Annotated in this window: 19 protein-coding genes; 12 read left to right on the forward strand and 7 right to left on the reverse strand. The window is 66.7% G+C overall.

From position 1 onward, the window contains the following. Positions 1–6: 6 nt before the first annotated feature. The 3 genes from AC1RAD_RS08070 to AC1RAD_RS08080 all read left to right on the forward strand — a co-directional run bounded on the left by AC1RAD_RS08070 (position 7) and on the right by AC1RAD_RS08080 (position 2,497). Positions 7–1,335 (forward strand): adenylosuccinate synthetase, encoded by a 1,329-nt coding sequence (locus AC1RAD_RS08070; protein ID WP_492734447.1) that lies wholly within the window; start codon positions 7–9, stop codon positions 1,333–1,335. A gap of 18 nt (positions 1,336–1,353) precedes the next feature. Next, complete coding sequence (locus AC1RAD_RS08075) at positions 1,354–1,779, forward strand: hypothetical protein (protein ID WP_492734448.1); 426 nt, start codon at positions 1,354–1,356, stop codon at positions 1,777–1,779. A gap of 88 nt (positions 1,780–1,867) precedes the next feature. Beyond that, positions 1,868–2,497, forward strand: a complete 630-nt coding sequence (locus AC1RAD_RS08080; RefSeq protein WP_492734449.1) for an FABP family protein — start codon at positions 1,868–1,870, stop codon at positions 2,495–2,497. A gap of 6 nt (positions 2,498–2,503) precedes the next feature. Here the strand turns inward: AC1RAD_RS08080 and AC1RAD_RS08085 are convergent, their stop codons facing one another. Further along, a complete protein-coding gene (locus AC1RAD_RS08085; protein ID WP_492694499.1) occupies positions 2,504–2,857 on the reverse strand; it encodes a hypothetical protein in 354 nt (117 codons plus the stop codon). 99 nt (positions 2,858–2,956) lie between these two features. Here AC1RAD_RS08085 and AC1RAD_RS08090 point away from each other — a divergent pair, with 99 nt between their 5' ends. Next, entirely contained in the window at positions 2,957–3,442 is a 486-nt protein-coding gene (locus AC1RAD_RS08090) for a DUF2165 family protein (RefSeq protein WP_070061746.1), read from the forward strand. A 76-nt stretch (positions 3,443–3,518) separates the two neighbouring features. After that, positions 3,519–3,863, forward strand: a complete 345-nt coding sequence (locus AC1RAD_RS08095) for a hypothetical protein (protein ID WP_492734451.1) — start codon at positions 3,519–3,521, stop codon at positions 3,861–3,863. Positions 3,864–3,867: 4 nt separating this feature from the next. On the opposite strand, the gene AC1RAD_RS08100 is transcribed toward AC1RAD_RS08095, so the two are convergent. Together AC1RAD_RS08100 and AC1RAD_RS08105 are read right to left on the reverse strand one after the other, a co-directional pair. Then, positions 3,868–4,332, reverse strand: a complete 465-nt coding sequence (locus tag AC1RAD_RS08100; RefSeq protein ID WP_070061748.1) for a GNAT family N-acetyltransferase — start codon at positions 4,330–4,332, stop codon at positions 3,868–3,870. A gap of 4 nt (positions 4,333–4,336) precedes the next feature. Then, a complete protein-coding gene (locus tag AC1RAD_RS08105; RefSeq protein ID WP_159274534.1) occupies positions 4,337–5,347 on the reverse strand; it encodes a LysR family transcriptional regulator in 1,011 nt (336 codons plus the stop codon). A 346-nt stretch (positions 5,348–5,693) separates the two neighbouring features. Between AC1RAD_RS08105 and AC1RAD_RS08110 the strand changes: the two genes are divergently transcribed. Further along, positions 5,694–5,966, forward strand: coding sequence for a hypothetical protein (locus tag AC1RAD_RS08110; protein WP_492734452.1), 273 nt, complete (start codon positions 5,694–5,696; stop codon positions 5,964–5,966). Between the two features lie 4 nt (positions 5,967–5,970). Here AC1RAD_RS08110 and AC1RAD_RS08115 read toward each other — a convergent pair whose 3' ends face one another. Continuing rightward, positions 5,971–6,258 (reverse strand): helix-turn-helix domain-containing protein, encoded by a 288-nt coding sequence (locus AC1RAD_RS08115; protein ID WP_492734453.1) that lies wholly within the window; start codon positions 6,256–6,258, stop codon positions 5,971–5,973. Between the two features lie 317 nt (positions 6,259–6,575). Here AC1RAD_RS08115 and AC1RAD_RS08120 point away from each other — a divergent pair, with 317 nt between their 5' ends. From AC1RAD_RS08120 to AC1RAD_RS08145, 6 genes are all read left to right on the forward strand, one after another. Continuing rightward, positions 6,576–7,400 (forward strand): helix-turn-helix domain-containing protein, encoded by an 825-nt coding sequence (locus AC1RAD_RS08120; protein ID WP_492734454.1) that lies wholly within the window; start codon positions 6,576–6,578, stop codon positions 7,398–7,400. 142 nt (positions 7,401–7,542) lie between these two features. Further along, on the forward strand, positions 7,543–7,899 hold the full coding sequence (locus AC1RAD_RS08125) for a hypothetical protein (RefSeq protein WP_492734455.1): 357 nt from the start codon (positions 7,543–7,545) through the stop codon (positions 7,897–7,899). Positions 7,900–8,001: 102 nt separating this feature from the next. After that, the gene (locus AC1RAD_RS08130; RefSeq protein WP_492734456.1) at positions 8,002–8,580 is read left to right on the forward strand and encodes a dihydrofolate reductase family protein; all 579 of its coding nucleotides are present in this window, start codon (positions 8,002–8,004) and stop codon (positions 8,578–8,580) included. A gap of 41 nt (positions 8,581–8,621) precedes the next feature. Continuing rightward, positions 8,622–9,782 carry an ABC transporter substrate-binding protein gene (locus AC1RAD_RS08135; RefSeq protein WP_492734457.1) on the forward strand — a complete coding sequence of 387 codons (1,161 nt, stop codon included), beginning with the start codon at positions 8,622–8,624 and terminating at the stop codon, positions 9,780–9,782. A 111-nt stretch (positions 9,783–9,893) separates the two neighbouring features. After that, a complete protein-coding gene (locus tag AC1RAD_RS08140) occupies positions 9,894–10,787 on the forward strand; it encodes a DMT family transporter (protein ID WP_492694517.1) in 894 nt (297 codons plus the stop codon). 44 nt (positions 10,788–10,831) lie between these two features. After that, complete coding sequence (locus tag AC1RAD_RS08145; RefSeq protein ID WP_492734458.1) at positions 10,832–11,251, forward strand: hypothetical protein; 420 nt, start codon at positions 10,832–10,834, stop codon at positions 11,249–11,251. A 379-nt stretch (positions 11,252–11,630) separates the two neighbouring features. Here the strand turns inward: AC1RAD_RS08145 and AC1RAD_RS08150 are convergent, their stop codons facing one another. The 3 genes from AC1RAD_RS08150 to AC1RAD_RS08160 form a co-directional block, all read right to left on the reverse strand. Next, positions 11,631–12,119: a GFA family protein gene (locus AC1RAD_RS08150; RefSeq protein WP_492734459.1), complete on the reverse strand. Its 489-nt coding sequence runs from the start codon at positions 12,117–12,119 to the stop codon at positions 11,631–11,633. Between the two features lie 74 nt (positions 12,120–12,193). Further along, positions 12,194–13,144: a hypothetical protein gene (locus AC1RAD_RS08155; protein ID WP_492734460.1), complete on the reverse strand. Its 951-nt coding sequence runs from the start codon at positions 13,142–13,144 to the stop codon at positions 12,194–12,196. Positions 13,145–13,324: 180 nt separating this feature from the next. Continuing rightward, complete coding sequence (locus AC1RAD_RS08160) at positions 13,325–14,281, reverse strand: Bug family tripartite tricarboxylate transporter substrate binding protein (protein ID WP_492734461.1); 957 nt, start codon at positions 14,279–14,281, stop codon at positions 13,325–13,327. Positions 14,282–14,312: the final 31 nt, after the last annotated feature.

The following is a 14,312-nucleotide window of genomic DNA, read 5'->3' on the forward strand; positions in this document are numbered from 1 at the left end:
CTGCCGTTGACTTCCACGCGCTACGTTTCGCTGCTCGGCCTCGGTTTCGGCGACTGCGGCAAGGGCCGCTTCACTGACTTCCTGTGCGGCGCCTGGGGCGCGCACACCGTGGTGCGCTTCAACGGCGGCGCGCAGGCCGGCCACAACGTGGTGCTGGCCGACGGCCGCCACCACACCTTCTCGCAGTTCGGCGCGGGCAGCTTCCATGCCGGCGTGGCGACGGTGCTCGCCAGCCCGGTGGTGGTGCACCCGACCGCGCTGCGCGTCGAGGCCGAGGTGCTGCAACGCGCGGGCGTGCCCGACGCCTTCGCGCGCCTGTTCGTCGATGCGCGCTGTCGCGTGACCACGCCTTTTCATCAGGCTGCTGGCCGCCTGCGCGAATGGGTGCGCGGCGCGGCCGCGCATGGCAGTTGCGGCGTCGGCGTGGGCGAGACCGTGCGGCAGGCGCTCGCTGCACCTGAAACGACGCTGCACTACGGCGATCTCACGAACTCCGCGCGCACGCTCGACAAACTCGAGGCCCTGCGCCTCGCGCTGCACCGCGAGTTCGCGAACGCGCTGCCTTCGTCGGCCGAGGCCGCGCAAGAGCTGGCCGTGCTCGCCGATGCTTCACTCGCACGACGCTGGCTCGACGCCGTGCAGCCCTGCCTGCGCCAGTCGCCGCCCGCGAGCGCCGATACCATCGGCGAGCGGCTCGCGCGCGCCGGCACCGTGCTGTTCGAAGGCGCGCAGGGCGTGCTGCTCGACGAGTGGCGCGGCTTTCATCCGCACACGACCTGGAGCACCGTCTCCACCGCCGCCGTCGAGGCGGTGCTGCGCGATGCGGGCATCGCGGCGCCCGTACAGCACCTGGGCGTGCTGCGCAGCCACCTCACGCGGCACGGCGCCGGCCCGCTGCCCACGCACGACCGCGCGCTCGATGCGCGGCTGGCCGAGCCGCACAACGCCGACGACGGCTGGCAGGGCGCGTTCCGCCGCGGCCACCCCGACGCGGTGCTGCTGCGCTACGCGCTCGCCGCCGCCGGGCCGCTCGACGGACTGCTCGCGAGCCACCTCGATGCGCTCGCGCACGCGGACCTGCGCTGGTGCACCGGCTACCGCGATGCCGACGGGCACACGCTGTCATCGCTGCCGCTCGGCGATGCGACCGACCTGGACCATCAGCACGCGCTCACCCGCCTGCTGGAGGGCGCCCAACCTTTGTATGACCCGCAACCCGTCGCCCACGCACCCGAGTGGGTGCGGCGCGTGGAAGCCCTCAGCGGCCTGCCCGTGCGCTTCGGCGCGTTCGGCCCGGTGCGCGAGGCCGTCCGCGCGCGCGACCTGCTGCTCTGATCTCCTGAGAAAGCCCGCGTGACCCCCAACCTCTTCCTGATCGCCGGTGCCGTGCTGAGCGCCATCGCCGCGCTCTTGCACATCTGCGTCATCTTCGGCGGCTCGGCCTGGTACCGCTTCTTCGGCGCAGGCGAGCGCATGGCCGCGAGCGCCGAGGCCGGCCACCTGTACCCCGTGGCCGTCACGCTGGTCATCGCCGGCATGCTGGGCGTGTGGGCCGCCTACGCGCTGGCAGGCGCCGGCGTGCTGCAGCCGCTGCCGCTGCAGGCGCTGGTGCTGCCTGCCATCACCGCCGTGTACCTGCTGCGCGGCCTTGTCGCCGTCGCGATGTGGCTGTTCGACCGGCGCCGCCTCAGCGCTTTCTGGGTGTGGAGCTCGCTCGTGTGCTTCGTGTACGGCGTGGTGCACCTCGTCGGGCTCGTGCAGGTCTGGGACACGCTCTGACCACGACCCGCGACCGGGCCGCCATCGCACTCAAGCAGAATCCGAATCGAAGCAACCTCGTCCTGTTTTCCCTCCCACGATCGACACCATGACCACTCCCGAAGACATCTACACCGAACCCCCCGCCGACCCCGACACGCTCGCCAACCTGGGCCCGCTGCGGCCGCTGGCCGGCATCTGGGAGGGCATGAAGGGCGTCGACGTCAAGCCGAAGAAAGAGGGCCCGAAGACGCAGGTCTACGTCGAACACTACGAGCTGCAGCCCATCGACGCGCAGACCAACGGCCCGCAGCTGCTGTACGGCCTGCGCTACCACACCTACATCCACAAGCCCGGCCTCACGAAGATGTACCACGACCAGGTCGGCTACTGGCTGTGGGAGCCGGCCACCAGCACCGTGTTCCTCACGCTGGCCATTCCGCGCGGGCAGGTGGCCATGGCCAGCGGCCACGTGAAGCCCGGCGATACCGAGTTCACGCTCAGCGCCGAGCACGGCAGCCTGGTGAACGGCATCGTGTCGAACCCGTTCCTGGAGCGCGCCTTTACCACGGTGGCGTGGAACATCACGGTGAAGATCAACGCCGACGGCACCTGGTCGTACGACCAGGACACCGTGATGCAGATCCTGGGCCAGGCCGAGCCCTTCCACCACACCGACCGCAACACGCTCACGCGCGTCGGCGAGCCGGGGCTCAATCCGCTCGCGATGATGGGCTGAGGCCGTTCAGTCTGCGGGCGGCTTCGGCGTGCGCAGGCGCCGCAGCCGCACGGTGAGCTCCTTCACCAGCTGAAGCTCCCCGCGCCGCTGCGCCACCTCCAGCGCCTGCGCGAACGAGGCTTCGGCCTTCGCTGCGTCGCCGAGCGCCAGCGCGAGCAGGCCCTGCAGCCGCCACGCAGCGGTGAACTCGGGGTCGAAGGCGAGCGCCTTTTCGACATGCATCAGCGCCGTGGGCGCGTCGTCGCGCCGGTGGTGCGCCAGCGCCAGGCTCATGCGCAGCAGGGCGCCGTCGCGGCCGGCGGCAAGCAGGCGCTCGAGCGCCTCGGGGGAGGGGCCGGGTGGGGTGGTGGCGTTGTTCATGGCATTCGTTCGACCTTCCTTGAGGGACTTTGAGCGCCGGCCGGCGGGTACGTCAATATCAAAGAATAATCTTTGATATTTAAAAACGCAGGCGCCCCGATGAATCTCCCTACCTCCGTCTGGCTGTTCCAGTCCCTCCACGCGCTGGGCATGGCGCTGTGGCTGTCGATTGCGGTGCGCAACAACTGGCGCGGCTTTGCGGGCTCGGTGTTCGCGGTCGGCGGCACGATGTCGATGGCGCCGTTGCGCGTCGACCCCGCCATCGACACGCCCTTGCTCACGCGCGCCATCCGCTCGGTGGCGCTGCACCGCGCGGCGCTGTGCGTGGTGCTGGCGTTGCAGTTCGGCGCGGCGCTGGCGTTCTGGGCCGGCAGCGCGATGCTGGTGGCCGGCGGCGACCTGGCCGCCGCCCGGCCATGGCTCAACCTGGGGCTGGCCGGCTTTGCTGCCTTCCTCTTCGCGATGCACCTGGGCGGCCTGTGGTTCGGCTACTGGATACGGCAGGAGGGCCTGCAGCTCACGCACCTCGTGCTGCTCCTGTGGGTGCTGGCGGCGTTCTTCCTGTTCAACCTGTCATGGCACTGATGCCGCCTTCGTCCTACGCGCGCGGTGAGGCCGCGCCCACAGCCCGCGCGACGCGCTGCATCCACCATCGGTCCCCATGAACAGAGTGATTCTTGCGTTCCTGGGTGGGGTTGCCTGCGTTGCCGCCTTGGTGGCCATCGCGGAGCCCGTCAAAGTGCCCGTCGACAGCGACGACAAGGGCACGGCCTACATCGCCCCCAACGTCAACTCCACCGAAACCTCCGCCCGCACGAACGGCGCCACGGTCGGCGTGCAGCGCCCCGACGGCAGCGCCCTCGAAGCCGGCACCGACACCTCGGGCAAGCGGCCCACCTATTCGGTGGGCGCCAAGACCGGCGGCGACGTCTCCTTCTCGGGCGGCGCGCATTCGGACGGCAAGGCCAACACCGGCGTGAAGGCCGGCGTCACCATCAAGTACTGATCGATCAGACCATCGTCGCGTAGACGATGAAGCCCTCGTGCTTCGCGACCTTGTCGTAGAGCGTGCGCCCCGCCGCGTTGGTCGTGTGCGTCTGCCAGTACACGCGCTGCCCGCCCGCGCGGCGCACCGCGTCGTACACGCCCTGGATCAGTTGCCGGCCCACACCCCGGCCGCGTTCGGACGACTGCGTGAACAGGTCCTGCAGGTAGCAGGTCGGCTCGATGCGCGTCGTGCTGCGGTGGAACAGGTAGTGCACCAGCCCCACCAGCTGCCCCTCGCGCTCGGCCACCAGTGCATGCACCGGCTCGTACGGATCGAAGAAGCGCTGCCACGTGACCTGCGTGATCGCCTCGGGCAGGGCCGTGGGGCCCTCGCGGCCGTAGAAGGCGTTGTAGCCGTCCCAGAGCGGCTTCCATGCGGCGAAGTCGTCGGGCGTGGGCGGGCGGATCAGGAGCGCGGGCGTGGTCATGGGGTCAGGAGGCCTTTCCGTTGGGTACGGGTGTGTTGCGCGCCGCGATGGCGGCGGCAGCAGCGGCAGTGGTCGCGGCGTTGGCGGGACAAGACGGCAGCGCCACCGGCACCGCCGCGGGCATGGGTTCGGGCACCGGCCCCATCGATTTTTCGAGAAAGTCGAGCATTGCGCGCATCGCCGCGCTGTTGTGGCGGCGTTGCGAGTACGCGGCATACAGCCAGTGCTCGTGCGGCATGTGGTCGCGCAGCACTGGCACCAGCGCGCCGCGCTCCAGGTGCGACTGCGCCAGCGGCTCGGGCACGTAGGCCACGCCCACGCCGCGCAGCGCCAGCTCGATCAGCGCCACCGCGTCGTTGGCTTCCATGCGGCTGTGCACCGCCACGTCGTGCGGCTGGCCGTCGGTTTCGAACGGCAGGTGCGTGGTGGGCATCGGCGAATAGCTCAGCACGTCGTGCCGCGCCATGTCCTCGGGCACCTGCGGAATGCCGCGCTGCGCCCAGTAGGCGGGCGACGCGCACACCACCATGTCGAAGCGCACCAGCCGGCGCACGATCAGGTTCATGTCGTCGATGCGCCCGCCCGTCAGGTGGATGTCGATGCCTTCCTCGATCAGGTCGATGTCGTGGTTGGTGAAATTCAGGCTCACGTACACGTCGGGGTAGAGCTTGATGAACTCCGCGATCACGTCCGAAAGCCAGCCCGCGATGAGCCCGTGCGGTGCGCTCATGCGCAGGCGCCCGCGCGGGTGCGAGCCGTGCGCCTGCAGGTCGTTGAGCGTGTTCTCGGCCATCGTCACCAGCTCGGTGCTGCGCTCCAGCAGCACCTCGCCCGCGTCGGTGAGGCTCAGGGAGCGGGTCGAGCGGTTGAGCAGGCGCACGCCGCTGCGCGCTTCGAGCTCGGCCACATAGCGGCTGACCGTGGCCTTGGACATGCCCAGCGAGAGGGCCGCGCGGGAAAAGCTGCGCCGGAACGCGACTTCGCGGAACGTTTTGATGAGATCGAGACCATCCATAGATCGGCGCATTGTTCCAGCATCGGGGGAGGGGGCACGGGTCGTAGGGGCATCCCGGTTTTGCGCTGCGAAGGGGGTGGGGGTGCGTGGCTATACTGCGGCCGTTGCGCCGCGAAAAGGCGTGACCGGGATTGGTCTCCCGAAGCATCTCTGCGACGAAAGCCGCAGTTCCCCGCAGGGTCTGCGGCTTTGTCGTTCGTGCCTCCAGTTTTGGCGGCTCGACGGGCGGGCGCAAGCCCGGCCGGTTCTCGCAAGAGGTGCCCGGTAGACCAACCCGTCGAGCTGCCGCCTCCGATTGGTCTCGGGAGTGGTGGTTTCAGCAAATCGCACCTCTTGGAGGCCATGCATGGCTCTCGTCACTTCCGTATCCGCCGAATCGCTCGCCTTGCAGGCTTGCGACGATCTCGACAGCTTTCACATGGTGCGCCGCGCGTATGCGTGCATCGAGAAACTCATCGTGCCGCAACATGTGAACGACACCGACGATGTGTATCCGACGCGCACCGAACTCGGCGCGCTCGTGCGGCTGGTCAATGAAGAACTGCAACGGCGCATCGAAACGGCTGAGGCCACGCTGCAGTCGCTGCGTGCTGCCGTGGGCGATGCCCAGCGGGGCTGACTGCTCAGGCGGTGCGCTCGCCGTTCTCCGTCGGTAGCTGCTGTTGTCGCTGCTGCAACGTCGTCGAGATGCCGTAGAGCGCCAACATGCCGAGCACGTGCCCGATGGCAACGCCCGGCTCCCCCGATTCGATCCGCGCGATCGTCTGGACATGAACGCCCAGGCGCGCGGCGGCGACGGCCTGGCCCTCGCCAGCGGTGGTGCGCGCTAGCTTGGCGGCAGCCCCGAACGCCTTGATCGCGTCGATCGCGTCGTCCCCAATGTCGGAAGAGATTCGTTTTCCTTTGGCCATGGGGTGATTGTCTCTGGTTGCCGGGGTACTTCCGAATTGGGTAGGTACCATTGCCCAGGAAGGAGCGATTGCTCGATGCCGCACGGAACCGGCCTTGTTTCCGACGCTCGCCCGCTTGCCCAGACAGTTTGGAGGGGATGACTGGATTGGACTGCTAAGGAGCTCTCCGATTTCAACGCGATGAAGCTGTTCTTGCTTGAAGCCCACGGGTTAATGCGACAAAACGGCCAATACCGGGCTTCGGAAAAAACGCTTGAATCGCTCGATCTCACTATTGGAAAGACGTCGCCCAGTTCGTGGAAAAAATATCTGAACCCATGACACTTCGACAACATCGGCCACAGGGCCGTACTCCTACGAGTCTGGAAGCCAATGTTCTGAAACTCAGGGCATTCGAGATCGTGCTGGTGCTCTTCTACATGGAAGATTTGAAGCGGCACATCATTGACTCCATCACACTCAGCGACTCCCTCGATGGCATGCGGGTTGATCGCCTGAGCGACGGCAAACCCAAGACAAAGGAAGGCAAGAAGATGGAGTTGGCCCGTGCGGCACTCGTAGCCGAAGGAGTCATAAACCAGGCCGAGAGCGACGAAATCAAGAATCTGGTGGACTACCGAAATACCATCGGCCATGAGATTCAGCATTTGACCTTTGATGTCGGGGCCTACTCCGAGTTGATGAGGCTGGCCAACAGTGATCTGGAACCTGTTGTGGGCTATGACAGCACGGCGGCGGAGCGAGCTGCCGAACTGAGACTGAAAGTCATGAAAGGGATGATGGGAAAATTTTCCATCTCGCTGAACTTCAACACACTCGCCTTTGAAGCTGCGGAGACGACCTATATCGTGGAGATCAAAAGACTCAAGGCCAAAGTGGAAAAAGGCATCAGTCAACTCCGCAAGTTCATCGTTGATACCAATCAGTCCATTCAAGATATCCCAATGCCGGTGCTGGAGTCTGCACAGCCTCGTCACCCGAATCACCAGAGGGCCAACGGCAACCTCACCGACTCAGGAAAGGGTTGTATTTTTCAGCTCTTCGATGCGAAGGCGACGCCCTATGCAGCAGCTCACATGATGCGGATTTCGCTGAAGACTGCAAGCCGTTGGTTCAAGCGGTGGCAGGCTAGAAAAGCCTAGGCCATGGTCCCGCTTCGATGAAGCTTCTTTGTTGGCACGCACTCAAGAGCGACCGTCACCCGCTGGGCTCACTGGTCTCGCGAGGAAGCTCCAACGTGATGTTGAATGGGCTTGCCCTTGTAGTCAGCCGGAGAGGCTTGGGATGAACTCGACCGAGAAAAACCGCCCATTGAGCACCGCTGAACGTGCACTCGCCCAGTGGATGTTGGAGAACGGCCTTCCCGAGGCTCGTGCATTTTTGGCGCAGCTGGAGGAGGCGGAAGTGACCCCGTGGCGGTGTCCATGCGGTTGCGCAAGCATCAATCTTCAGATCAAAGGCCATCCTCCCGCACCTCCGGGCGTGCACATCCTCGGGGACTTTCTCTGCGGCCCTGTTGATGCACCGGCAGGCGCCTTCATTTTCGAGAGTGGAGGTCTGCTCGGTGGGATCGAGGTCTATTCGTTGGCCGCCGATGCGCCTTCGGAGCTGCCTCACCCTCCGCTGCGCCCGTTTGGCTAGGGGAGATGAGGCCACTACCATTTGCAACGTACTTGCGCACACCGCGACTGCTTCGCTCAAAGCAACAGAACCGCACCCTCCAACCTAAGCACGGAGACCCGCATGAGAACGCTGAAAATCATGGAGCACATCTCGCTGGACGGCGTGATCCAGACCTCGGGCGAAGACGCGTTCCCCTACGCGGACTGGACCGCGCCGTACCGCAGCCCCGCCGGCCGGGATGAAGTGCTCGCCGCGCATGGCGGGCGCTTCGATCTGCTGCTTGGGCGTCGCACCTACGACATGTGGTCGGACTACTGGCCCAAGGCGCCGAGCGGTGCGATGGCGGATGGACTGAATGCAGCGACCAAGCATGTCGTGACCCACCGCCCCGAGAGCCTGGCATGGGGACCGTTCGAAAGCGTGGGGCCGGACGTCGTCGAAGGCGTTCGCCGCCTCAAGTCGCAGGCGGGCCCGAACCTGATCCTCTGGGGCAGTTCCACGCTGACATCGACGCTGCTCGAGCACGGCCTGGTGGATGACGTCGTGCTGGTCGTCTATCCGGTGCTGCTGGGCGCGGGAAAGCGCTTCTTCGCACAGGGCACTCCACCACGCGCCTTCGAGCTTGTCACCACGAAAGCAATGCCATCAGGCATCCTCCTCAGCGCCTACAAGGTCGTCGGCCCTTTGAAGGCCGGGTAGTCGAACCGCGAAACATCGCGAGCGAAATCACAAGGAGCATCTTGATCCACCGCATCCGCACCGCCCTCGTGGCCTGCATCTTGGGCGCCGCGGCACTGGCCGTTTCCGCGCAGGTCAACATCGGCTTCATCGGCACGCTCTCCGGCCCCGGGGCCGCGCTCGGGCAGGAGCAGTACGACGGCTTCATGCTGGCGGTCGAGCAGCGCCAAGGCATGCTCGGCGGTGTTCCCGTGACGGTCCTCAAGGAAGACGACCAGCACAACCCCGAGCGCGGGGCGCAGCTGGTGCAGAACCTGATCGAGAAGGACAAGGTCAGCTTCATCACCGGCGTGACCTTCTCCGACGTGATGATGGCCATGGCCAAGCCGATGGCCCGGGCGGGCATGCTGTTCGTCGGCTCGAATGCCGGCCCCGCGCCGATCGCCGGCAAGCAGTGCAACACCCGGTTCGTCTTCGCCTCGTACCAGGACGAGTACCAGGCCGGGATCGTGGGACGCTACGCCGTCGACAAGGGCTACTGGAAGACGCTGTTCATTGCGCCTGACAACGTGTCCGGCAAGGACCAGCTGCGGGGCTTCAAGCGCTACTACTCGGGCGAGGTGGTGAGCGAGATCAACGTCAAGACCGACCAGACCGACTACGCGGCGGCGCTGGCGCAGATCCAGCGCGTGGCGCCCGATGCGGTGGTGGCGTTCCTGCCGGGCGACATGGGCGTGAACTTCATCCAGCAGATGAACCGCTCGGGCCTGCTGAGCAAGGTGCCCTTGCTGACGGTCGGCACGGTCGATGGCACGACGCTGCCGCTGCTCAAGGATGCTGCGCTCCATGTGCTGGCCGGTGCGGTCTGGGGCCCCGATCTGCCGAGCCCGACGAGCAAGGCTTTCGTTGCCGCCTTCGAGAATAAGCACGGGCGCATTCCCTCTCAGTATGCGGCGCAAGGTTTCGATGCGGCGCTCCTGATCGACAGTGCGCTGAAGGAGACCAAGGGCTCCGTCGCCGATCGCGGTGCCTTGCGCAACGCGCTCAACGAGGCCGACTTTTCGTCGGTGCGCAGCGGCTTCAAGTTTCTGCGCAACGGTTTCCCGGTGCAGGACGGGCACATCTTCGTGGTCGCGAAGGACGCGCAGGGGCGCGTGTCGCTCAAGCGGGTTGCCACGCCGCTGGAGGCGAACCCGGATGGGTACTGGAACGAGTGTCGGTAGGCAGGGGCTGGCGGCATCTGGCCAAGACCCCGACGTTCGCAGCGCCTATGCTCGGCGTTCAAGAACAAACCCCGTCCGTCCCGGCCACCGCCGCGAGACCACAGCCTGACCATGCACCCGACCGGAACCCTGCGCGGCATCGCCGCGATGCTGTTGGCCTGCGCCTTCTTCGCCTGCATGGACGCGCTGCTCAAGACCCTGGCCGGGCACTACCCGCCGGTGCAGGTGATGGCGCTGCGCGGTCTCACGGCGCTGCCCCTGGTGTGCCTGTACATCGCCTGGCGGCGCGAGGCAGCCGGTGTTTTCAACCGTCGGCTGCGCTGGCGCCTGCACCTGCTGCGCACCGCGCTGAACATGACGATGCTGGTGCTCTTCGTCCACGGCCTGAAGACCCTGGGCCTGGCCGAGGCCTACACGCTCACGTTCATCGCGCCGTTGCTGATGGTGCTCATCGCCGTGCCGATGCTGGGCGAATCGGTGCAGCCGCGGCACTGGATCGCCATCGGGCTGGGCTTCGTCGGTGTGGTGGTCGCGCTGCGGCCGGAGCAGGGGGCCTTCCTTTCGACGGGCGCGCTGGCGATCCTGGTGGCCGCCGTCTGCTATGCGCTGTCGAACATGCTGGGCCGGCTCATCAGCCGCACCGAGCCGAGCGCAGCGCTGGTCTTCTGGACCACGGCGGGCATGGCTGTCGGCGGCAGCCTGCTCGCGGCGCCGCAATGGGTGCCGCTGCAGGCCGGGCACGCGTGGGCACTGGCAGGCCTGGCCCTCAGCGGCTTCCTGGGCCAGCTGGCCATCGCCGAGGCCTTCCGCCACGGCCAGGCCGCGGCCATCGCGCCCTTCGAATACAGCGCGCTCGCATGGGCGCTCGTGATGGACTGGGTGTTCTGGCAGGCCGCGCCCGATGCATGGACGCTGGGCGGCGGAGCGTTGATCGTCGCGAGCGGACTGTGGCTGGCGCGCAGCGAGGCGCCGAGGTCCGTACAGAAAAAGCAGAAGGCCGCCTGAGCCGCTAGAGTCGGCCAGAAGCAGCCACGCGCACAAGACTTCCAATGCCTCGAACCACTTCCGAGATCGCTCACGACATCGCCAACTTCGAACCGCCGGAGGATGGCAGCTGGCGCCACCTGGACTCGCTTCTGGATGAACTCTGGCGGGCAGGCAATCCGGAGCAAGCCATGCCCGAAATGCTGAGCGTTTTCGAGCGCTACCCGGAGGAAGACGGCTACGGGGTCATGTGGACCATCGTTCACGGATTGGAGAGCTTGCCCAACTACCAGCCTGAGCTTCTTCGCTCCCTCGCACGGCAGCCCAGCGAACTCGGCATCACGATGATCGGGCGCATCCTGAACGCCGGCACGACGGAGATCGGCGGCGTCTCATTGCTGCAGACGCTGCACGATCTGGCGAACACGGCGGCCTCTTCGTACATCAGGGAAGAAGCGCTCCGTGTGGCGTCGCGACCGCGCTGAACGTCCCGTCGTGAGGTGCATCGGATAGCCGCTTATTCGCATCGTGCGCCGCGATGCTCCCACGCTGCCCGGCTTAGCGATCCAAGCCCATGACCACAGAGCCTCTTCCAATCACCCGGCCCGCCATCCTCTTCGTCGCATGCGCCGCGGCGGCGGGGTTCTTCTGGTGGGCGTTCCATGAGCGGTACTACAGGCACAGGGACTGCATTGAAGTATCCGCATCCAGCTGTATCGCGCCCGACGGCGCCAATCTGATCGGCGGGGGCGCCGTCTGGTCCGTGGTCGCAGGCCTCTTCACGTGCCTCTCCATCTACTACTTTGGGGTCGTGCTTCGCCGTCGTCGGGCGAATGGCCGCTGATGAGCGGCTGAAGCGAAAGTTCAGGCCCCGCCGTCTTGCCGGGCCAAGACAGGCGCCTCATGCCGCGAGGCCGGCTCCGGCTGGCCGTCGAGCGTGGCCCGCGCCCTGGCAAAGCAATCCACGTCGGCCGGCAAGGCCACGCCGCTTTGGGCGGAGCGGGTCCAGATGTGGCTCGTGAGTTCGACCGCATTGGGGTCGTCATAGCACCCGCGCGAGATGGCGCGCACATCGGGCCAACGCTCGAAGGTCAGGCCCATCGTCGTGCCGCACGAGGGGCAGAAATGAACGAAGACCTGCTTGTGGCTGCCGTCCGATTGGTGCGCGTACTGCCGCAGTTCGCCGTCGTTGAACTGCACGGCGTCCATCGGAAAAAGCGACTCGGCATAGAAGGACGTGCCGGTCATGCGCTGGCAGAACGTGCAATGGCACGCGAACGTGCGCAGCGGCGGCTGGGTCGTGCTGAATCGGACCTTGCCGCAGAGGCAACCCCCTTCAAGTACAGCTGGCATACGGCACCCGGAAAAAAGAGGGGATTCTGCCCCCTCGACCGATGGCGTTCGATGCAGCTGCGCGAACCGCGCGCTCAGGCCAGCCCCAGCTCCTTGGCCTCGGCTTCGTAGTTTGGATACGAAGCCTTCATCGTCGCGCCGTTGAGGATCATCTCGGCCACGAGCGTGCGCGACGGCATCTCGTAGACCTGGGTGCGCACCCACACGGACTCGGTGCGCGCGCTCTCGCTCAGCGCGATGATCTCGCGCTCCAGCTCGTAGTCCTGGTCGACGAAGAGCGGTCCCTTGATGAGGCGAATCTCCTGTCCGGCGAACAGGCCCACGGCCGGCTTGCGGCCATTCAGTTGCGCCTCGGCGCTGGTGGAGCCGAGCAGCACGCTGATCATCTCGGTCGGGATGATGGCCCGGCCCCACGGCGAGCGCTTGCCGCCTTCGGCCGTGTACCAGTCGCAGGGCTCGGTGATGACCTTGAGCTTGTCGGCGAGCGTGAAGGGGTAGTGGTCGCCCATGTGCTGGTCGAAGCCCATGCGGATCTTCTCGACGACCGCGCCGCGCTGGCCCACGCGCAAGTCGCGGTTGATGACCAGGCCCTGGGGCGGGCGCAGTTTCGCGATGCGCTGCGGCAGCTCGTGCGGGTGCTGAGCGGCATCGCCCACCGACGCGGTGCCAGTCAGCACCGGCGTGCCGTCGGCTTTTTCGGCGCGCAGGCGCACGAAGGTGGCGCCGGGCGCGGGCAGGTCGACAAAGGCGCGCACCGACTCGCCTTCCACCACCATGTTCTGGTAATGGGCGCTGATGCAGCCGGTCTCGAACCAGGCCGGTCCGAACACATGGAACAGCAGGGGATCGAACTGGCTGAAGTGCGTCGGCCCTTCGATCGGCCCGGCGCGCAAGCCCAGGTTTTCCGCCGTCGCGTCGTCGTGGATCGATTTGTGGTCGTCGTAGGTCTGGTCGGCCAGCATCTGGCGCGGCTGGCGCAGCGGGCCGCACAGGCCGAGAGCGGTGGTGGTGAAAGGCGAGGTCATGGGGGAGGGCTCCGTGTAGCCGGCGGCGGGCGCCAGTCGAGTTCGCGATGATGGCAAAGTCTCCGCGCCGCGCCTGTCGCCTAGGGAACGCCTGATGCGGCCGGCCACACGGTCACTGGCGGTTGGCGCCCGGCAGATGCATCGGTCGTCCTTGCATGACGGTCCGGGTGGTTGCCTGCCTCATTGCGCCTCGACGCCCAGCTCGCGCATCCGCCTGGTGATCACGTTGAACTCCTCCTTGTACGACACCGCGAACTGCTCGGGCGTGCTGTTCATCACCTCGAAGCCGCGGCTCACGAACAGCTGGCTGACGTCGGGCGAGCCGACGATGGCGCGCACTTCACGGGCCAGCTTGTCGACGATGGGCTGTGGCGTCCTGGCCGGTGCCAGCAGTCCGATCCAGACGTTGGTGTCGTAGAGCGGGTCCTTGAAGCCCAGCTCGCTCATGGTCGGAACCTGCGGGAGCGTGGTGGAGCGCTGGCGCCCCAGCACGGCCAGCGGCACGACCTTGCCCGTCGGCACATGCTGCATCGCGCTGGGCACCGACGACAGGCCGATGTCGATGGTGCCCGACAGCAGGTCGGTCACCACGGGCCCTTCGCCGCGTTGCGGCACATGCACCATGCCGGCACTCAGTCCGCGGTTGAGGCTCTCGCCGGCCAGGTGGCCCAGCCCGCCGACGCCCCAGGACCCGTAGCTCAGCTTCACGCCCTTGGCCACCTTGGCCTTCAGGTCTTCGATGCTCTTGATGCCGGTGCCGGGGTGCGTGGAAATCAGCGCCGGGCTGCGCACCACCTGCGTGACGCCGACGAAGTCCTTCTGCGGGTCGTACGCCAGGGTCTTGAACAGCGCCGTGTTGTTGATCTGCGAATCGGTGATGGTCATCAGCAGCGTGTAGCCGTCGGGCTTGGCGCGGCCGACTTCGCCGGCGCCGATGGCACCCGCCGCACCCGCCTTGTTGTCGACCACCACCGGCTGCCCCATCGATTTCGACAGGCGATCGCCCAGGGTGCGTGCCACGAAGTCGGTCGCGCCGCCGGCGGCGTAGGGCACGACGAGGCGGATCGGCCGCGAGGGGTAGCTCTCCTGCGCGGCGATGGGCAGCGCCAGCGTGATCGCTGCGCATGCGGCAGTCATTTGCTTAAACATGGTTGTCTCCAGTGGTGGG

The sequence above is a fragment of the Variovorax sp. GW823-FHT04B03 genome, from assembly GCF_058796495.1.

Coding starts and splice junctions, on each gene's coding strand:
- AC1RAD_RS08080 (WP_492734449.1), top strand. CDS start 1,868: ATGACCACTCCCGAAGACATCTACACCGAACCCCCCGCCGACCCCGAC.
- AC1RAD_RS08085 (WP_492694499.1), bottom strand. CDS start 2,857: ATGAACAACGCCACCACCCCACCCGGCCCCTCCCCCGAGGCGCTCGAG.
- AC1RAD_RS08090 (WP_070061746.1), top strand. CDS start 2,957: ATGAATCTCCCTACCTCCGTCTGGCTGTTCCAGTCCCTCCACGCGCTG.
- AC1RAD_RS08095 (WP_492734451.1), top strand. CDS start 3,519: ATGAACAGAGTGATTCTTGCGTTCCTGGGTGGGGTTGCCTGCGTTGCC.
- AC1RAD_RS08100 (WP_070061748.1), bottom strand. CDS start 4,332: ATGACCACGCCCGCGCTCCTGATCCGCCCGCCCACGCCCGACGACTTC.
- AC1RAD_RS08105 (WP_159274534.1), bottom strand. CDS start 5,347: ATGGATGGTCTCGATCTCATCAAAACGTTCCGCGAAGTCGCGTTCCGG.
- AC1RAD_RS08110 (WP_492734452.1), top strand. CDS start 5,694: ATGGCTCTCGTCACTTCCGTATCCGCCGAATCGCTCGCCTTGCAGGCT.
- AC1RAD_RS08115 (WP_492734453.1), bottom strand. CDS start 6,258: ATGGCCAAAGGAAAACGAATCTCTTCCGACATTGGGGACGACGCGATC.
- AC1RAD_RS08120 (WP_492734454.1), top strand. CDS start 6,576: ATGACACTTCGACAACATCGGCCACAGGGCCGTACTCCTACGAGTCTG.
- AC1RAD_RS08125 (WP_492734455.1), top strand. CDS start 7,543: ATGAACTCGACCGAGAAAAACCGCCCATTGAGCACCGCTGAACGTGCA.
- AC1RAD_RS08130 (WP_492734456.1), top strand. CDS start 8,002: ATGAGAACGCTGAAAATCATGGAGCACATCTCGCTGGACGGCGTGATC.
- AC1RAD_RS08140 (WP_492694517.1), top strand. CDS start 9,894: ATGCACCCGACCGGAACCCTGCGCGGCATCGCCGCGATGCTGTTGGCC.
- AC1RAD_RS08145 (WP_492734458.1), top strand. CDS start 10,832: ATGCCTCGAACCACTTCCGAGATCGCTCACGACATCGCCAACTTCGAA.
- AC1RAD_RS08150 (WP_492734459.1), bottom strand. CDS start 12,119: ATGCCAGCTGTACTTGAAGGGGGTTGCCTCTGCGGCAAGGTCCGATTC.
- AC1RAD_RS08155 (WP_492734460.1), bottom strand. CDS start 13,144: ATGACCTCGCCTTTCACCACCACCGCTCTCGGCCTGTGCGGCCCGCTG.
- AC1RAD_RS08160 (WP_492734461.1), bottom strand. CDS start 14,281: ATGACTGCCGCATGCGCAGCGATCACGCTGGCGCTGCCCATCGCCGCG.